This is a genomic window from Streptomyces sp. NBC_01451, assembly GCF_036227485.1.
Classification (GTDB): Bacteria; Actinomycetota; Actinomycetes; order Streptomycetales; family Streptomycetaceae; genus Streptomyces.
This window is the reverse complement of the sequence record NZ_CP109479.1, coordinates 9,378,426-9,394,539: the sequence shown is the minus strand read 5'-3', so window position 1 is coordinate 9,394,539 and position 16,114 is coordinate 9,378,426. Positions and strand designations below refer to the sequence as shown.

15 protein-coding genes and 2 pseudogenes are annotated in these 16,114 nt (G+C 70.0%); 9 read left to right on the top strand and 8 right to left on the bottom strand.

Annotation, left to right across the window (positions count from 1 at the left end; translation table 11 throughout):
• The first annotated feature begins 112 nt into the window (after nucleotides 1-112).
• The 3 genes from OG595_RS41565 to OG595_RS41555 all read left to right on the top strand — a co-directional run bounded on the left by OG595_RS41565 (nucleotide 113) and on the right by OG595_RS41555 (nucleotide 1,885).
• Nucleotides 113-742 carry a GNAT family N-acetyltransferase gene (locus OG595_RS41565; RefSeq protein ID WP_329281461.1) on the top strand — a complete coding sequence of 210 codons (630 nt, stop codon included), beginning with the start codon at nucleotides 113-115 and terminating at the stop codon, nucleotides 740-742.
• 415 nt (nucleotides 743-1,157) lie between these two features.
• A complete protein-coding gene (locus OG595_RS41560; protein ID WP_329283662.1) occupies nucleotides 1,158-1,295 on the top strand; it encodes a hypothetical protein in 138 nt (45 codons plus the stop codon).
• A gap of 455 nt (nucleotides 1,296-1,750) precedes the next feature.
• Nucleotides 1,751-1,885 carry a hypothetical protein gene (locus OG595_RS41555; RefSeq protein ID WP_329281458.1) on the top strand — a complete coding sequence of 45 codons (135 nt, stop codon included), beginning with the start codon at nucleotides 1,751-1,753 and terminating at the stop codon, nucleotides 1,883-1,885.
• Between the two features lie 41 nt (nucleotides 1,886-1,926).
• Here the strand turns inward: OG595_RS41555 and OG595_RS41550 are convergent, their stop codons facing one another.
• A complete protein-coding gene (locus OG595_RS41550) occupies nucleotides 1,927-2,796 on the bottom strand; it encodes a UbiA family prenyltransferase (RefSeq protein WP_329281456.1) in 870 nt (289 codons plus the stop codon).
• Nucleotides 2,797-2,952: 156 nt separating this feature from the next.
• Here OG595_RS41550 and OG595_RS41545 point away from each other — a divergent pair, with 156 nt between their 5' ends.
• From OG595_RS41545 to OG595_RS41535, 3 genes are all read left to right on the top strand, one after another.
• The gene (locus OG595_RS41545; protein WP_329281454.1) at nucleotides 2,953-4,020 is read left to right on the top strand and encodes a type III polyketide synthase; all 1,068 of its coding nucleotides are present in this window, start codon (nucleotides 2,953-2,955) and stop codon (nucleotides 4,018-4,020) included.
• Between the two features lie 92 nt (nucleotides 4,021-4,112).
• Entirely contained in the window at nucleotides 4,113-4,652 is a 540-nt protein-coding gene (locus tag OG595_RS41540; protein WP_329281452.1) for an isoprenylcysteine carboxyl methyltransferase family protein, read from the top strand.
• Nucleotides 4,649-5,662, top strand: coding sequence for an NAD(P)/FAD-dependent oxidoreductase (locus OG595_RS41535; protein WP_329281451.1), 1,014 nt, complete (start codon nucleotides 4,649-4,651; stop codon nucleotides 5,660-5,662). The genes OG595_RS41540 and OG595_RS41535 overlap by 4 nt, the downstream gene beginning before the upstream one ends.
• 79 nt (nucleotides 5,663-5,741) lie before the next feature.
• On the opposite strand, the gene OG595_RS41530 is transcribed toward OG595_RS41535, so the two are convergent.
• A complete protein-coding gene (locus OG595_RS41530; protein WP_329281449.1) occupies nucleotides 5,742-5,864 on the bottom strand; it encodes a hypothetical protein in 123 nt (40 codons plus the stop codon).
• Nucleotides 5,865-5,912: 48 nt separating this feature from the next.
• A complete protein-coding gene (locus tag OG595_RS41525) occupies nucleotides 5,913-6,629 on the bottom strand; it encodes a class I SAM-dependent methyltransferase (RefSeq protein ID WP_329281447.1) in 717 nt (238 codons plus the stop codon).
• A gap of 74 nt (nucleotides 6,630-6,703) precedes the next feature.
• Between OG595_RS41525 and ilvY the strand changes: the two genes are divergently transcribed.
• Complete coding sequence (gene ilvY, locus OG595_RS41520) at nucleotides 6,704-7,597, top strand: HTH-type transcriptional activator IlvY (protein WP_329281445.1); 894 nt, start codon at nucleotides 6,704-6,706, stop codon at nucleotides 7,595-7,597.
• Nucleotides 7,598-7,640: 43 nt separating this feature from the next.
• Here the strand turns inward: ilvY and OG595_RS41515 are convergent, their stop codons facing one another.
• The 5 genes and pseudogenes from OG595_RS41515 to OG595_RS41495 all read right to left on the bottom strand — a co-directional run.
• Nucleotides 7,641-8,183, bottom strand: coding sequence for a hypothetical protein (locus OG595_RS41515; RefSeq protein WP_329281443.1), 543 nt, complete (start codon nucleotides 8,181-8,183; stop codon nucleotides 7,641-7,643).
• A gap of 185 nt (nucleotides 8,184-8,368) precedes the next feature.
• On the bottom strand, nucleotides 8,369-9,037 hold the full coding sequence (locus OG595_RS41510; RefSeq protein WP_329281440.1) for a class I SAM-dependent methyltransferase: 669 nt from the start codon (nucleotides 9,035-9,037) through the stop codon (nucleotides 8,369-8,371).
• Nucleotides 9,038-9,637: 600 nt separating this feature from the next.
• Nucleotides 9,638-11,698, bottom strand: coding sequence for a TolB family protein (locus OG595_RS41505; protein ID WP_329281438.1), 2,061 nt, complete (start codon nucleotides 11,696-11,698; stop codon nucleotides 9,638-9,640).
• Nucleotides 11,683-12,738 carry a protein TolB gene (locus OG595_RS41500; protein WP_329281436.1) on the bottom strand — a complete coding sequence of 352 codons (1,056 nt, stop codon included), beginning with the start codon at nucleotides 12,736-12,738 and terminating at the stop codon, nucleotides 11,683-11,685. Before OG595_RS41500 ends, OG595_RS41505 begins: the two co-directional genes overlap by 16 nt.
• Before the next feature lie 529 nt (nucleotides 12,739-13,267).
• A pseudogene (locus tag OG595_RS41495) lies at nucleotides 13,268-13,493 on the bottom strand (branched chain amino acid aminotransferase); the annotation flags it as partial.
• Here OG595_RS41495 and OG595_RS41490 point away from each other — a divergent pair.
• Both OG595_RS41490 and OG595_RS41485 read left to right on the top strand, forming a co-directional pair.
• A pseudogene (locus OG595_RS41490) lies at nucleotides 13,493-13,783 on the top strand (transposase); the annotation flags it as partial. The pseudogenes OG595_RS41495 and OG595_RS41490 overlap by 1 nt on opposite strands.
• Nucleotides 13,784-13,945: 162 nt before the next feature.
• Nucleotides 13,946-15,664, top strand: a complete 1,719-nt coding sequence (locus tag OG595_RS41485; RefSeq protein WP_329281434.1) for an acyltransferase — start codon at nucleotides 13,946-13,948, stop codon at nucleotides 15,662-15,664.
• The last annotated feature ends 450 nt before the right edge of the window (nucleotides 15,665-16,114 follow it).

The window sequence follows — 16,114 nt, the reverse complement described above, 5'->3', positions numbered from 1 at the left end:
GACCCCCTGGCCCGGCGCGTGACCTGCGGGGAGCTGACGTCGGGGACGCTGCCGGCGCGGCTGGAGGAGCGGACATGTCGTTCTGCCGGCCTGCCGAGAAAACCCGTTGCGAGTGGCCCGCATCGGCTGTCTGATTGATCGCCCACCGATCAGGAGAGAGAACGTGAGGACGTCGCTGCCCACTCCCTCGTTGCATACTGCTCGCCTTCGGCTGCGTGCCTTCGAAGACGCTGATGCGAATGACCTCTTCGCGCTGCACAGCAACGCCTACGTGCTGCGCTACTGGGACGCGCCACCGTGGAGCGACCGCGTACGCGCCGCGAGGTTCATCACGGCGTGCCGGGAGATGGCGCACGAGGGCACCGGGGCGCGGCTGGCCGTGGATCATGTCTCCGACGGGACGTTCATCGGCTGGTGCAGCCTGAACAGATGGAATCCGGACCACCGCAGCGCGTCGCTCGGCTACTGCTTCGCCGATGCAGCGTGGGGCCACGGCTACGCGACCGAGGCCGCGCGCGCTCTGCTGCGGTGGGCATTCGACACGCTGGACCTCAATCGCGTCCAAGCTGAGACCGATACGCGCAACGTGGCTTCTGCCCGCGTGCTGGAGAAGCTCGGCTTCGTGCGTGAAGGGACGTTGCGGGAGGACTGCGTCGTCGACGGCGAGGTCTCCGACTCGTGGGTGTACGGGCTGATCAGGCGGGAGTGGCAGCCGTTGCCCGAGCCGGTTCCCGCCCGCTGAGTTCCGTCGCTCGGCACCCGGTATCGGCGCGGCCGGCGCCGTGAACCTGAGCACCGGCGTCGGCTTCTCCGGCTCGTCCCCGCCGGACGACGCCTCCTCGATCCGCCGGACGACGTGCCGTCCGAGCACCGGTTGGCCGGTCGGCAGGAGAACCGTCGGCGTGTGGCAGGCCCTCCCGGAAGCTCCACCTGAGCAAGAGCCGCGACGAGCCCCGGGAAGCGCAACGCCCGCACGTGATCGCCCACGTGGTCATGGGCGACACCACGAGGGACACCGCGTTCGACGACGCGATGGCCGCCTATGAACCCCACGAGCCGGACGTCCATGCTGCTGGAAGGGCTGAGTCGTCCCGCAGGGGGTAGCCGAGCCGAGGAAGACACTCGCCGACATCAAGGGATGGAGCCGCATGTCACGCATGCTGGAACGTATCAAGGAGTTCGCAAGGAGCCCTCAAGGGCGTCGTACGGCCGAGCAGGCGCGGCGGGCCGCAGCCGACCCCCGTCGCCGGACCCAGGCCAAGAACCTGCTGGGCAAGTTCCGTGGCCGTCGCTGACCTCGTCCGTCCCCGCGCAACGCGTGTTGCAGAAGGCCGCGAACAGGCAACCTGAGCTGCCCTGGTGGGATGTCTGACCACGCGGCGGGACAACCGCCGCCACCCGGTCCTCCGGCGACAGCCCCAAGGGCCTGTTCCTGCGGACCGGGTCCACCGCGTCGTGGCGCAACGCAGTGAGTGGTCCGGGCGGTGGCCGGGGTCAGCATCCTGACCGGGCGCGCCCCCTCGCTGTCCATCGCAGCCGGGACGCGCGGCTGGGCTCCCGCACGCCCAGACGTGGATGGGAACGCACCTGATGAACACCCACCACGTCGCTCCTGCCCGGCCCACGACACACACCTGGACGACACACACCTGACGCCCGGCGCGACCACCGCCCTGCGGAGTGCGGGCCGGAGCTGCCCGCCGAGCACGAGGCCCCCTGCGCCGCCACCCCCACCTGTCTGACCGACCGGGTGACACTCCACACCGCCGACCGCACCGGGCCCTCGAACCTCGAACAGGGCGGCATCGTCGCCGTGCCCGGCCAACGGCACAGCCTGACCGCCGAGACCGACGCAACGGAGCTCCCCACCGTCCGACTGTCCTGAACACCGGCGGACCGGCCACCGCGCCACGACCCCCGGCACGGTCAGGCGATCCCGGTACCGCGCACCAGCAGCAACGTCACGTCCACCACCGCCACGGCGACCGCCGCCGCGAACGCCAGCCGCTCCCAGCGGCGTCCCAGTACCGTCCCCGCCACCGATACCAGCACGGTCACGACGAGCGCGGCCACTCCCCACCTGCCGGGTGGTCCGGCGGGCCCCAGCACCAGAACCGCGGACGCGGCCACCAGCGGCACCGGCAACAGCAGCAGTGCGCGGTCCGGGCCCAGTCGGTGCGGCCACCCCCGTACGCCCGTCGCCAGATCCCCACGAATGTCCGGCAGTACGTCACCCAGATGGGCGCCGACCCCCAGCAGCGCCCCGGCGGCGACAACCCACCAGGCCGGCCATGGCTGCCCCGGCAAGCCCAGCGCGACGAACGCCGGGAGGCCGGCGAAGCCCACCGCGTAGGGCGCCCAGGACCACGCTGTCGCCTTGAGCCGCAGGTCGTACGCCCACGCCGCCGCCACTCCGGCCAAGTGAACGGTGCCCGCCCACAGACCACAGGCGAACGACAACGGCACACACAGCGCCAGCGCCGCATACGCGGCCACCCACACCTCCGTCACGCCGACCGTGCCGTCGACGACGGGTTTGCCCCGGCGGCCGGCCGCGATGTCCCGGCGCGCGTCGAACGCGTCGTTGCACCAGCCGACGGACAACTGCCCGGTCAGCACGGCGGCGGCGGTCAGGACACAGCGCGCGGCGCTCTGGCCGGCGGTGACGGCGAGCGCGGCCATCAAGGCTGTCACCGCCACGACCGGCCCGGGATGGCACGCCCCCGCAAGACCGGTCACCCGGCCGGCCCAACTCGCCTCGGGGCCGCCGGTCGTCGACTGCTCGGGAGTGCCCACCCTGCCGATCGTAGGCGCCCGGCCCCGTCCGGTCGGCACGCCTGCCGCCGCAACGGACAGAACGAACAGCCGGACGGGCGATCCCTGGTGTCGAAGCCCCGGTCCTGGGAACACGTGAGGAGCAACTCCCCCAGTCGGTAACCGGACGGGAACCCCATGACGCGGATCACCGCAGTTCACGGTGCCCTGGCACCGCACCGTCGCACCCAGTCCGAGATCACCGACATGGTGGCCCGGACCTGCCTGCCCGAGGGAACCGACCGCGCCGTCCTGGACCGGCTGCACCGCAGCGCGAAGGTCGGCTCACGTCACATGACGCTGCCGCTCGAACGGTACGCGGAACTGGACGGGTTCGGTGCCTCCAACGACGTCTTCATCACCGCCGCCACCGACCTGGGCGCCGAAGCCGTCCAAGGTGCCCTGCACAAGGCCGGCCTGAGCGCCTCCGACGTGGACCTGCTCATCTTCACCTCCGTCACCGGCATCGCCACTCCCTCGGTCGACGCACGGCTGGTCGGCCGCCTAGGCCTGCGGCCGGACGTCAAACGGCTGCCCCTGTTCGGCCTGGGGTGCGCCGGTGGCGCCGCCGGCCTGGCCCGTATGCACGACTATCTGCTGGGCCGGCCCGAGCACGTGGCGGTGCTGCTCGCGGTGGAACTGTGCTCACTCACTTTTCAGCGCAACGACGCCTCCATGGCCAACCTGGTCGCCTCCGGGCTGTTCGGCGACGGCGCCGCCGCGGTCGCCGCCTGCGGCGCGAACCGTGCGGTCCGCCCGGAGCAGAGCGCCGGCCCGACGATCGTGGACACCCGCAGCCACCTGTATCCGGACACCGGACGCGTCATGGGCTGGGACATCAAGGACACCGGATTCCAGGTCGTCCTCGACCCGAAGGTCCCCGATGTGGTGCGCCGTTACCTCGCCGACGACGTCGAGGGGTTCCTCGGCGACCACGGGATCAAGCCGAAGGACGTGACCGCCTGGGTGTGCCACCCCGGCGGACCCAAGGTCCTGGAAGCCGTCACCGAAGCCCTCGACCTCCCCGACGGCGCCCTCGATGTGACCTGGCGTCACCTGGCCGACGTCGGCAACCTGTCCTCTGCATCGGTGCTCCACGTACTGCGCGACACCCTCTCCCAACGCCGCCCGCCGCCGGGCACCCCGGGTGTACTGCTGGCCATGGGACCCGGCTTCGCCTGCGAACTGGTGCTGCTGCGCTGGTAGTTCGGACAGCCGAAGAACACGCACTACACGAATGACATAGAAAGTACAAAGAAGACAGAAAAGAAGAAGAACATAAAGGACATGAAGCACACATGATCTGGTACGGACTGCTGGTGGCCGCCGTCGCCGCCGAGCGTGTCGCCGAACTCGTCGTCGCCCGCCGCAACGAACGGTGGAGCACCGCCCGCGGCGCGACCGAGACCGGCCAAGGTCACTACCCGGCCATGGTCGCCCTCCACACCGGCCTGCTGATCGCCTGCCCGGCCGAGGTATGGCTGGCGGACAGCCCCTTCGTACCCGCTCTGGCCTGGCCGATGCTGACCATGCTCACGGGCGCCCAGGCACTGCGGTGGTGGTGCATCCACACCCTGGGACCCCGCTGGAACACCCGGGTGATCGTCGTACCCGGAATGGCGCTGGTGACGGGCGGCCCCTACCGGTGGCGGTGGCTTCGGCATCCGAACTACGTGGCCGTCGTCGCCGAAGGCGTCGCCCTTCCCATGGTGCACACCGCCTGGATCACCGCGACCGTGTTCACGGTACTCAACGCCGCCCTGCTCGCCGTACGCATCCGTTGCGAGAACCGGGCGCTCACCACCGCGGCCACACCGACCACAACCGCGTCGGCGTGATCGACGTACTCGTGGCCGGCGGCGGACCCGCCGGTCTGGCCGCCGCCATCCACGCGGCGCTCGCCGGCCTGCAAGCCGTCGTCGTCGAACCCCGGACCACGCCCGTGGACAAGGCCTGCGGCGAAGGCGTCATGCCCAGTGGCGTCGCCGCGCTGCGAGCACTGGGCGTCGAGGTCACCGGCCGCGAACTGCGCGGCATCCGCTACGTCGACGGCGCCACCCGCGCCGAAGCGTCCTTCCGCGACCACAACGGGCTGGGAATCCGCCGTACGGTGCTGCACTCCGCACTGCACCAGCGCGCTCTCGACCTCGGCGTGCGCATGCTGCCGGGCAAGGTCGGCGAGGTGCGCCAGAACGCGGACACGGTCACCGCCGCCGGAACCACGGCCCGCTGGCTGATCGCCGCCGACGGCCTGCACTCCCCGGTGCGCCGCAGCCTGGGACTGGAACTGCCGGGCCGCCCCCACGGCCGCTACGGACTACGTCGGCACTATCGCATCGAACCGTGGACGGACTTCGTGGAGGTCCACTGGTCCCGGCACGGCGAGGCCTATGTGACACCCGTCGGCGACGACCTGGTGGGCGTCGCGATCCTCAGCCGCAGCCGTCGCGGGTACGACGAACACCTGACCGCTTTCCCGACGCTCACCCCGTCGCTGCGCGGACCGGCGGCGACCGAGGTACGCGGCGCCGGACCGCTGCGGCAGCGCGTGCGGCGCAGAACCGCCGGCCGTGTCCTGCTCGTGGGCGACGCCGCCGGCTACCTGGACGCCCTCACCGGCGAGGGCATCGCCCTCGCGCTGGCGACGGCCGGGGCCGCCGTCCGCTGCCTGGCCGCCGGACAACCCGACAAGTACGAGCGCATCTGGGCCCGGCTGACCCGGCGTCACCGCCTGCTGACCGGAGCCCTGCTGGCCGCCGGCCACCGTCCCGCCACCGCCCGCCTCATCGTCCCCGCGGCATCCCGGATGCCCCCGGTGTTCTCAGCCACCGTCCACGCACTGCAGTAGGGGCGCGGAGATCACGGCGTGCACGACGTTGAGGCGGCATACGGGTGTGGGCGAGTCCTCCCCCGGCCGAAGACGCCCCCTACGGCCCCCGGCCCCCGCTGCCCGGGTCCCGGGTCCCGGGCAGTGCGTGCGCGTCCGCCGACATGCCCGGGACCACGAACGGCTCGCTCAGCACTCCGAGCGGCTGCTCACCAGCAATCACGCTCCTTACGAGACGTCTGGCCTGACGGTGCAGGGGATCGGTAAGTATCTATCGGCGGCGACAACGGAACTCCGCGTGAGTGGGGCGGGGAGAAGTACTGGAGACGATGTCGAACCCAGCTCGCTGCAGCATTCCCTCGATGATCCAGGAGTAGGTGGAGAACTCGTCGCGGACATGGGCTTCGAAGTCGGCCCGGGTGAAGCCCTCCCCCTCGGGGCGGCCCTCGGTATCGATCCACTGCTGAAGGTGCTCCTCCGCGCTGGTCGGCCCGAAGGCGAAGATCACGTCCCATAGATAGAAGGTGCCACCGGGACGGAGCATCCCGGCGGCTTTGAGCAGTGCCTGCTGCTTCCAGAAATCCGGGAGCTGGTGCAGGGCCGACTTCGTGGTGACCACATCAACCAGTGGGCCGCTGTGGCTGTAGTCCAGGAATCCGGCATGGTGCCAGTGCGGAGCGACCCCGAACCGCTCGGACCGCGCCTGAGCGGAGGCGAGCATTTCCTCGGAGACGTCCACACCGTGGGCGACGGCACCGCGTCGCGCGGCCTGGACGGCCAATGAGCCGGTGCCGCACGCCAGGTCGACCAGGTGACTGCCCTCGGCAACCTCCAAGCGGTCCAGCAACGCGTCATCGGCATCGGGGTCGGTGCCCTGATTACGGTCGTAGGCAGCAACCGCGGACGTGGATCCCAAGTCGATGCCGACAGGTGTGTACTCGGGGAAGTACCAGGCGGGACGGTGAGGTGCGGGGTCGCTTCGTGGCATGCACCGTTTGTAGGCTCCCCACCTGACATGCGGCAACAGCAACTTACGCACCGCGGTGTTGCGGAAGGTGAAAGATGCAGGACCACGACCAGTACCGGCTCTTTCTGCACCTCGCAGAGACGCTCAGCTTCACCCGTACCGCTGCGGACTGCCACGTCAGCCCCGCCACTCTGTCCCGGGCCGTGCAGCGGCTGGAAGGCGCCACCGGACACCGGCTCCTCGAACGCGGCCCGCACGGAGTGTCCTTGACCCGGCACGGCCGCGCCTTCCGCCGCTACGCAGCCGAAGCACTGGACCTGTGGGCCTGCTACCGCAGCGAAGACACGGTCGACGACCTCAGCGGGCACCTGCGGGTGTTCGCCTCCGTCACCGCATGCGAGAGCTTGTTGCCCGACCTGCTCAGCCCGCTCCGCAACGCCCACCCTCGCGTGCACATCTCCTTACGCACCGGTGACGCCTCGTCCGCCTTCACTCTCCTCGACCGAGGCGAGGCCGACCTCGCCGTCGCAGCCCTCCCCGACCGCACCCCCGCCACTCTGCTCACTCGGCAGATCGCACACACCCCGCTCGTCCTCGTCCAGGCCGCCGACGCGCCGGCCGCCGAGCAGGTGCCTGCCGTCAGTCAGCCCTTCGTCCTGCCCCGTCAAGGACTCGTCCGTACCGCCGCTGACCATTGGTTCCGAAGCCTGGGCATCCATCCGCACATCGCCGCCGAGGCCGACGGCCACGAAGCCCTGCTGGCCTTGGTCGCCCTCGGCTACGGCACCGGAATCATCCCCGGCCTCGTGCTGCGGCACAGCGGCGTCCGAAACAGACTTCGACAGCTGCCCACATCTTCACATCCCGGCCGGCTCGCCATTGGTGTCTGCATCCGGCGGGCCGACTTGCATCGGCCTCTCATCGCCGCAGCCTGGGCGGTCACCCGGCCTGGTCGAGGCAGCGGATCACAGCACGCGGCGCCGTCGTAAGTACGCGAACAGCCTCTGCCCTGTGTTCTGAACTCTTCCGCGGTCAGTCCTCAGCCCGCCGAGGCTCTTCGTGCGACACCCCGAGGTCGTGACGCATAGCGGTTCTCATTGTTCGGAGCACATCCCAAACCTCGTACTGGGCCCGGGCCGCGGTCTCCGTCGTCTCGCCTGGCCCGGGGGCACCGCGTTCGAGCCGCTTGATCTGACCGTAGACCTTGTTCAGGGCTTGATTGACGACACTCGCTCGCATGAGTATTTCTTCGGGGGCGATCATCTGTAACTCGGAGTATCGGTCGCGGTGCGCGTTCTTCGCTTCTTCGAGTGCGTCGCTGTCGGTGTCCCCCGCGCTGCGATTCCGCATGAGGTGCAGGTGGCGGTTGAGTGCGGTGTTGAACTGCCGTGCAGCGCGGTTGAGTTCCGCATAGCAGGTACGTCGGAGTGAACGGTTCTCGCGGATCTCTTCGTGGTCACGGGCGAGCTCCATCTCCCTAAGCTTCGCCCGTTCGGAGCCACGCTGGGAGAGCAACGATCCTCCGAAGGTTCCTGCGACGCCTGCCGGCGCGATGATCACTGAGCCGAGATCCACCGACACGCTCCGTAAACTCTTCGGCCTTGTACCCGCTGCACGTGGCCCAGGTCGTCAAGTTTGCAGCCGGTCTCCATGCGCGCACACGATTGGAGGACGGTGTCCGGGGCGAAGGGCTCGCAGCCGACGCCACCTGGTGTCCGGCACCGTTTCACAAGCCGCGTCGGTCGGGCGGCGTAAAGCCGTTACGGCCGAGGGATTCCTCCGCCACTTGCTCGACGGAGCGTGTCGTAGCCGACGAACTCGAACAGGCGGGTGCTACGGCGCAAGGGTTGAGATGCGCCGAGGAACTGGTGCACACCGACGCCGAAGCCCGCTTCCGGTGCCGACAGCCAGCGGAGTTCGAAGCCTTGCGCTTCGAACCATTCGCAGATCAGTGGTACCCGGTCAGGCTTGGCGCGATGCCGGGTCCAGATGACGGTACCGCCGGTCTTGCACAGTTGATCGCAGGTGGCGATGGTGTGCTCGATATCGGCGTCGGTGATGTTCCCGAACACGCCACAGACCAGAACAAGGTCCGCAGGGGCCATGTCCTCGTAGTGGGCCATGAGGGAGGCATCGCCGGTCATGACCTCAACCCGGTGCAGACCAGCCCGACGAGCCCTTTCATGAGCGACCGCAGTGTTACGCGGGTCCAACTCGACAAGCCTCGCCCGCACATCGTCGCGGCGGGGATGCTCGGCCAGAACACCCAGAAGATCGCGGCCTTCCCCAGCGCAGAGGCTGATCACCTTCAACCCACCGGTCGGGGCATCAGACAAGACAGCGCCAACCTGCTGTTGAACTGTCCGCAGCCGTCGTGCCATCCACGACTCGGCCGTGTCGTACTCGTCGTGCCAAGCGCTCCAGTCCATAGGCGGACGCTACGGTCACCCACCACCCACCGGCGACAGAATTTGCATCACTGATTCCTCGTGATCTCTGACAAGCTGCGAGAGCGGTGGGCGGCACGGGAAGTGGTGTGCAAGCGGACGCGCTGGGATTCGACGGCAACCGTGCGGGTGCGTTACGGCCGTTGACCTCAGCCAGGCGGTGCTGACCGCCCCTCCGTCGGTCAGCACCCACCCCACCCCCTTCACCCACAACGGCACGGCCATGAGTGAGGACCTGCCGGCCGACTCAAGCCCGCAACCGGGCGTCTCGGAGAGAGTGCGGGGCGTCTCGGTGCAGGGCGTGGATGCTGCGCACCTGGTACTGACTGACACCAACCTGACCGACTGCCTGTTCTCTGGGGCCTTCTCCCTCGACCCGATCCGTCTGGAAGGCCGTACCACCTTTGCCGGGGCCCCCACTGGCTGGCACCGCCGCGGTGTGCGGGCCGTACGTTTCAGCTGTCGGCGGGTTCTCGCCGCCGAACACCACTGGCGTGCGCGCGAGCGCGAAGACTCGGTTGGCGTTGTGCATGGTGGTCCCCCGTTGTGGTGTTGCCTGTTGTTCGTGGTGGTTGTCGCCTGCTACCGCACTGTCCGCAGGAAGATGTCCGTCACCCCGTTCGTGTCCCCTTCCACCAGATCGGGTGAGGCCGACTCGAACGCGACGACCGTGCCGTCGGCGTTGATCGAAGGGTGCCCGGCCGGGAGGTCGTTGCGGCCGCCCCAGCGATCGACGCTGACCAACTGCCTCTTCCCCGTGGCGATTTCGAGCAGGTACACGGAACGGCCCGAGGTGTACGCGAACTCTGTGCCGTGCCTGGAGAGCGAGGGCTGGGCGCCCCTGACCCGGGCCGTGGTGGTGCCGGTGTCGAGGTCCCGGACATAGACGTACCGGCCCTGCTGGAAGGCGATCGTCCGGCCGCTGAGGGAGGGGGCCGAGGCGGCGTCCGCGACCTTCGACAGGTCGCCGGTGTCCAGGTCACGGACGTAGACGTCGCCGCCCTGCTCGAAGGCGATGTACCGGCCGTCGTAGTCGATGGACGGGTTGCCCGCCGGACCGCCCGAGGGCGCGCTGACCACGTCCGTGGTGCCGCCGTCCAACTTGAAGCGGTAGACGCGGGGTTGCGGGTCCGGGTCGGCGTCGGTGGCGGGCAGGGTCGCCGCGTAGGTGACCCCCTGGCAGGTGGGGCTGATCCGGGGTCGCCCCATCCAGGCGAAGCGGACGCCCTGGTACGAGTCCAGGACGGTGACGTTGCCGGTGGCGCGGTAGCGGACGTGGATCTCCGGGGCGCCGTCGGCGGCGGACGGGACCAGGTAGCCCACCATGCGTCCGTTGGAGCAGGGGGTGCTCTGCGACGACGGCTTCTCCGTGTCGGAGTTGACCTGGACGACGCGGAGGGGCGCGTTGATGAAGACGTCTTCCTCCGAGGTGAAGGTGACGAGCTTGCTCTCATCCATCTCCGGGTCGTGGGACGCCCCGGCGGGTCCGCCGAGCCGTTCGGTGACGGACGGCATCGGGGCCGGGTTCTTCCCGAGGCCGCCCGAGAAGGCGAACACGTCCAACTGCCGGTTGGTGTCGCCCGGCACCAGGTGGGACGCCGTCGAACTGAACGCCACCACACGCCCCTTGGCGGCCAGTGAGTCACCCATCACCTGGGCGGTCAACGGGAGTTCGGCCCCTCGTAGCCCCGTCCGCAGGTCACGCACCCGCATACCGTCCGCGCCCGTGACGACGGCGTACCGGCCGTCCGCCGTGGCCGAGGAGGCGGTTCCGTCGGCCACCCGTCGCGATGTGCCCGTGCCCAGGTCGTGGACGTACACCCCGTAGTTGGCGTTGAGGAGAACCCGGCGGCCGTCCGCCGTGATCCGGATCAGATGGGCGGCCCCGAGGTCCGCGTCGACGTGGATGCGCGCGCCCGTCGCCCGGTCCTTGACGAAGACGTCGTTCGGGTCGTCGCCCTCGGCGTCCCCCCGGACCGAGTAGGCGACCCGATTGCCGTCACCGCTCACCGAGGCGCCGCTCTTGTCGCCCTCCTCGGCGGTCGAGATCAGCTCCTCGGAGCCGGTCTCCGTGTCCCGGACGTACAGCAGCCGCGCGGTCTGCCCTCCGTTGCGGCCGCCGACGGTGTACGCGACGTGCGTGCCGTCGGGGCTGATCGACTGGGCGCGGCCCAACTCGGCCGAGCCGGGCGGGTCTTCGGGCCACAGCCGCTCCGAACGACCGGTGGCGCTGTCGTACAGGTAAGGAGCCTGGAAGCGGGTGCCGGCGGAGAAGGCGACACGGCTCCCGTCGGCGCTGGACAGCGGCGCGTCGTAGGTGTGGCCGCTGCCGAGGTCGATCCTGGTCAGGCCGCCGTCGGTCAGGTCCTTCAGGAACAGGCACGGCGAGAGGCGCTCGCAGCCGAGGCTCGGCGCGGTGGACGTGAACGCGACCTGGCGGCCGTCGGCGCTGATCGAGGCCCCGCTCGACGGTCCGTCGGCCTGACCGTCGTCGGCGGCCGTGCTCACCCGTACGGTACGGGGCTCGTCGGGCCCCTGGTGACCCCTGTCCTGTGCGGCGGCCGCCGGCGTCCAGGCGAGCGCGATCGCGACTGCCGTGCCGAGCACGGCTCTTGAGGCGCGGAACATCAGCGTGACCTCCACTGGAAGACGTCGTACAGGCCGTTGGTGTCATCGGGGACGACGTCCGCGTCCTCCGTGGAGTGGACGGCGGAGCGGCCGTGGGCGGAGACCGAGCCCGCGGTGGCGCTGCCGTGTCCGACGGGGAGCTCGCGTGCGCCGCGCAGGCCGCGCAGGGTCAGTCTCGCGTCCGCGTCCCGCGTCAACAGCCGCTGCCCGTCCGGGCTGACGGCCAGGACGCGGACGCCGGGGAAGTGCCGGACGCGGCCCGCGCGCAGGTCCCGTACAGAGGAGCCGTCGGCCGAATCCAGCGCCAGGACATGGCCGTTGGCGCTCAGCTGGACCACGGTCGAGGGCGTGCTGTCGTCGGCCTCGGTCTGCGCGCCGGTGACGCGGTCGGCGACCCACACGTCACCGGTGCCGTTGTCCTGGTAGCCGACCCGGCGGCCGTCGCCGCTGATCGACGGTCTGTCCGTGTCCCGGTTGGAGTCCTGCGGGCCCGCGCTGACGGTCTCACGGGTGCCGGTCAGACGGTCGTAGAGGTCGATGCGGGTCGGGAACTCAGGGTGCCCGAGCCACCGGTAGGCGATGTAGCGACCGTCCTCGCTGACGGTCGGCGAGGACGCGGTGTCCCGGCCGTCGAGGGCCCCGACCCGGATTCTGGTGCCCGTGCTCAGGTCGGACAGAAAGGCGTTGATCTTGCGGCAGCCCCGGTCGGTGTACGCGGCCCAGCGTCCGTCGGCGCTGAGCCGGGGCGTGCTCAGCGCCTGCTCGATCTTGGTGACCTCGCCGGTTGTCAGTTCACGGATGTAGGAGTAGGTGCCCGGGCAGGTGACCTCCTCGGGCACCAGGTTGGTGGCCGGCGAACGGAACGCGCTGTAGCGGCCGTTCGGCGTGGTGACGGCCGCACTGGAGGCGCCGTCGCCCTGGGTGCCGTCGGCGGCGGTGCTGAGCCGCTCCGTCCGGGGCGCGTGCTGCGCGGCACCGGCGGTCGTTCCGGTGAACGCGAGCAGCGGCGCCGTCGATAAGGAAATGCCGGACACGGTCACAGCTCTGCCGGACATGGCTGAAGCCTTGGACATGTTCCCCCTTGTCTTCCCCGTTGACGCATGACCCCCGGCCCCGCGCCGAGGACTCCCTTCGAGGCAAACGCACCAACTACCACAGGGTCAATCGGCCTTGTTGCGTACAACCCGGACGGAAGGTCACGCGTCCGCGAGGAGAGGCTCGCCCGGGAACACCCGTACGTGGCCGAGAATCGTCCGCAACCCGTCCCACCCGGGATACGCGGACATCGCGTCGAGCCGCCGGACCGGCTCGGCCAGTCGGCTTCCGGGCTGTCGTCGGCGGGGACCGGGACCCAGCAGGCCTCGGTGGTGTCGTAGCGCAGGGATACCCTGCCGAATCCGGTCAGATCCAGCCCTGGCAGGGCGTCGAACGCGGAGTCGTCCAGTTCCCGGTCGAGGAGGATCCGTACGGCAGCCCGGCCGGTTCGGGCGGCCGCATGGACGGGAGGGAATACGCAGAGCGGGCACGCCCGGAACTCGTCCGGACGGGCCCTGGAAGAGCTGCGGGCCGAGTCGCCCTCGGGGCTCAGCCCAGTCGGGGCATCCAGCCGTGCTTGTCGTCCCGGACGCCCCGCTGGATGCCGAACAGGGCATCACGGAGGTTCAGGGTGACCTCGCCGGGGGTGCCGTCGCCGTGGATCCAGGCGTCCGTCCTGGTCTTGACGTGGCCGATCGGGGTGCCCCGCGGCGGTGCCGCAGGCGAAGACCTCGCTGAGGGCGCCGGAGGCGGCGTCCTCGCGCCACTGCGGGAGCCTTCGGTGGCGTCGCATCTGCTCCCCGCGACTCCGGCAAGATCAGCGGCACTCTTCGCCGGCCGCGGCACTACAACCCCCGACTCCAACGGGTCTTCTACATCTCCGCCTTGTTCAGCATCCGACACTGCGATCAGTCCCGCCGGTTTCACGACCGCAAGCGAGCCGAAGGCAAGCGTCACATCCAGGCCGTCCTCGCCCCGGCCCGCCGCCGCGTCAACGTCCTCTGGGTCCTCCTCCGCGATGGACGGACATACGAACTCGTGCCACCCACCGCGCATGCGGCTTGACAGGCCGCATGAGAAATCACTGGCCCCGGCAAGCCATCCGTTCACCTGCCCCCGTCGAGGCGACCGTCTCTCCCGTGAACCGAAGGCGACGATCGGGTCGGCGGCCATCCGGCGGCGAAGGCCCTCTTCCTCACACGCCACGCCTCTGCCTAGCGTGTCCTTATGGATCATCGGCAGCAAACGTCCGCACGCTCGTCCGACCGCTTCGACCACTGCCCCTGGCTGTTCGAGAAGGAGGCCACGGAGGAGCAACGAGCCACGCAGCGGGAGCGGCAACAGACCCTCGGCGGGGACAGCGAGATGGGCGAGCGTTGCTACGTGGCCGAGTCGGCGGCGGTCTTCCCCGACCTCCTGCGACTGGGCGACGACTCGTACATCGCCGCTCACGCCTACGTCACCGGCACCCTGACCACGGGCACGGACTGCACGCTGAACCCGTTCACCGTGGCCCGAGGCACCGTCTCCCTGGGCACCGGCGTACGTATCGGCGCCCACACGTCGCTCCTGGGCTTCAACCACTCGATGGCCCCCGACCAGCCGGTCTTCCGGCAACCCCAGACCAGCCGGGGAATCACCGTCGGCGACGACGTCTGGATCGGCTCCCATGTGGTTGTCGTGGACGGCGTGACCATCGGCGACCACTGCGTGATCGGCGCCGGGGCCGTGGTGACGAAGGACCTGCCGGCGTGGACAGTTGCGGCGGGAAATCCGGCGCGGCGGATCCGGGACCGGCGTGAGACGGGGAACCGCCGCCGGACTGGCACCCCCGGCGTCGATGGGGGTGACGGCGATGCCCTCGCCCGGTTCGCCGACACTGCCCGTACCCAGGCCGCCGGCATCCTGGCCCGCTGCTGGGACGGCGACCAGTACACCGACCGCCCCGGCGCCGCACCCACCGTGCGGGCACACTGCGACGCCGTGGAGATTGCCTACCTGCTGCTTTCATCCCCTCCCGAGCAGTTGGACAGGACGGAACACATCAAGCGTCTGGCGTCCCTCCAGGACCGGTCGACCGGCCTGATACCCGAACTCGGCGAGCAGCCACCCGCCATGGACGCCGACGGCTTCATCGGCGAGGGCCCGGCCCTTTACCACATCCTGTCGGTGGGCTACGCGCTGGACCTCTTGGGCACTTCCCTCCCTCAACCGATCCCAGGGGTAAGCGACATGACGGCCAGTCAACTCATATCCCGCCTGGAGGAGTTGCCCTGGCGGGACAATGCATGGGGCGCGGGTGCCTGGATCGACTCCTGGGCCACAGCGGCCCATTGGAACCTACGGCACCCCGCCACCGCCCATCTTGCTCCGGGCACACTCGAAGCCCTGTTCGGCTGGCTCCTCACCCGGGCCGACCCCTGGACCGGCATGTGGGGCAGCCCTTCGGCCAGCGCCGGCCGCCTGCAGGTGGTGAACGGCTACTACCGGCTCACACGAGGTTCCTTCGCACAGTTCGGGATACCCGTCCCGCATCCGGAGCGGGTCGTCGACGCGGTACTGGACCACAGCCGCGACACCCGCTACTTCGGCGCGGGCCGCGAGAACGCCTGCAACGTACTGGACGTCGCGCACCCGTTGTGGCTGTGCACCAGGCAGTTGGGCGGCAGCGGCGGAGGCGGCGACACCTATCGGGCGGACGAGATCCGGGCCTGGGCCGAACGCCGGCTCACCGCCGCCCTGGCGACCTGGCAGAACGACAAGGGCTTCGGATTCGGACCGGGTACGGCGGGACCGGGCCCGGAACCGGGCCTGCAGGGAACGGAGATGTGGCTGGCCATCGTCTGGCTGCTGGCAGATCTGGTGGGAAGGTCGGACCGCCTCGGGTATCGGCCACGCGGGGTGCATCGCCCTGAGCCGGGCGAAGGGCTACGACTTACGCCTTGAGGGAGGGGCAGGCGTGCGGAAGGTACGCGGCGAGGCCACTGATGTGGTCGATCAGCATGCGGATGGTGACCGCGTCACCGCACTGACCGACGGACGGGGCCGGGTTGTCTGGACCTCCGCGGCTCGCCCCGGCCGCACTCACGACATCACCGCCACCCGCCGTGACCGCGTCCTGTCCCACCTTCGCGCCACAGGCTCGGCACCCTGACGGATCTCGGCTTCCTCGGCCTGGGCGACGACCGGATGACCCCGTCACCCACTTTTGGGCCACCCGCGCCCGCAAGCTCACCGCCAGCGACAGGGACAGGGACAGGGACAGGGACAGGGAAGCGAACCGGGCACTCACCGCCGCACGCGCAAGGGTCGAGCACGAGTTCGCCCATCTCAAGGACTGGCGGATCCTCACCAAGTTCCGCACCGATCCCGCCCGCGCGACCGGCCTGCTGCGCC

Coding starts and splice junctions, on each gene's coding strand:
- OG595_RS41560 (WP_329283662.1), top strand. CDS start 1,158: ATGCTGGAACGTATCAAGGAGTTCGCAAGGAGCCCTCAAGGGCGTCGT.
- OG595_RS41545 (WP_329281454.1), top strand. CDS start 2,953: ATGACGCGGATCACCGCAGTTCACGGTGCCCTGGCACCGCACCGTCGC.
- OG595_RS41540 (WP_329281452.1), top strand. CDS start 4,113: ATGATCTGGTACGGACTGCTGGTGGCCGCCGTCGCCGCCGAGCGTGTC.
- OG595_RS41525 (WP_329281447.1), bottom strand. CDS start 6,629: ATGCCACGAAGCGACCCCGCACCTCACCGTCCCGCCTGGTACTTCCCC.
- ilvY (WP_329281445.1), top strand. CDS start 6,704: ATGCAGGACCACGACCAGTACCGGCTCTTTCTGCACCTCGCAGAGACG.
- OG595_RS41510 (WP_329281440.1), bottom strand. CDS start 9,037: ATGGACTGGAGCGCTTGGCACGACGAGTACGACACGGCCGAGTCGTGG.
- OG595_RS41500 (WP_329281436.1), bottom strand. CDS start 12,738: ATGTCCGGCAGAGCTGTGACCGTGTCCGGCATTTCCTTATCGACGGCG.
- OG595_RS41485 (WP_329281434.1), top strand. CDS start 13,946: ATGGATCATCGGCAGCAAACGTCCGCACGCTCGTCCGACCGCTTCGAC.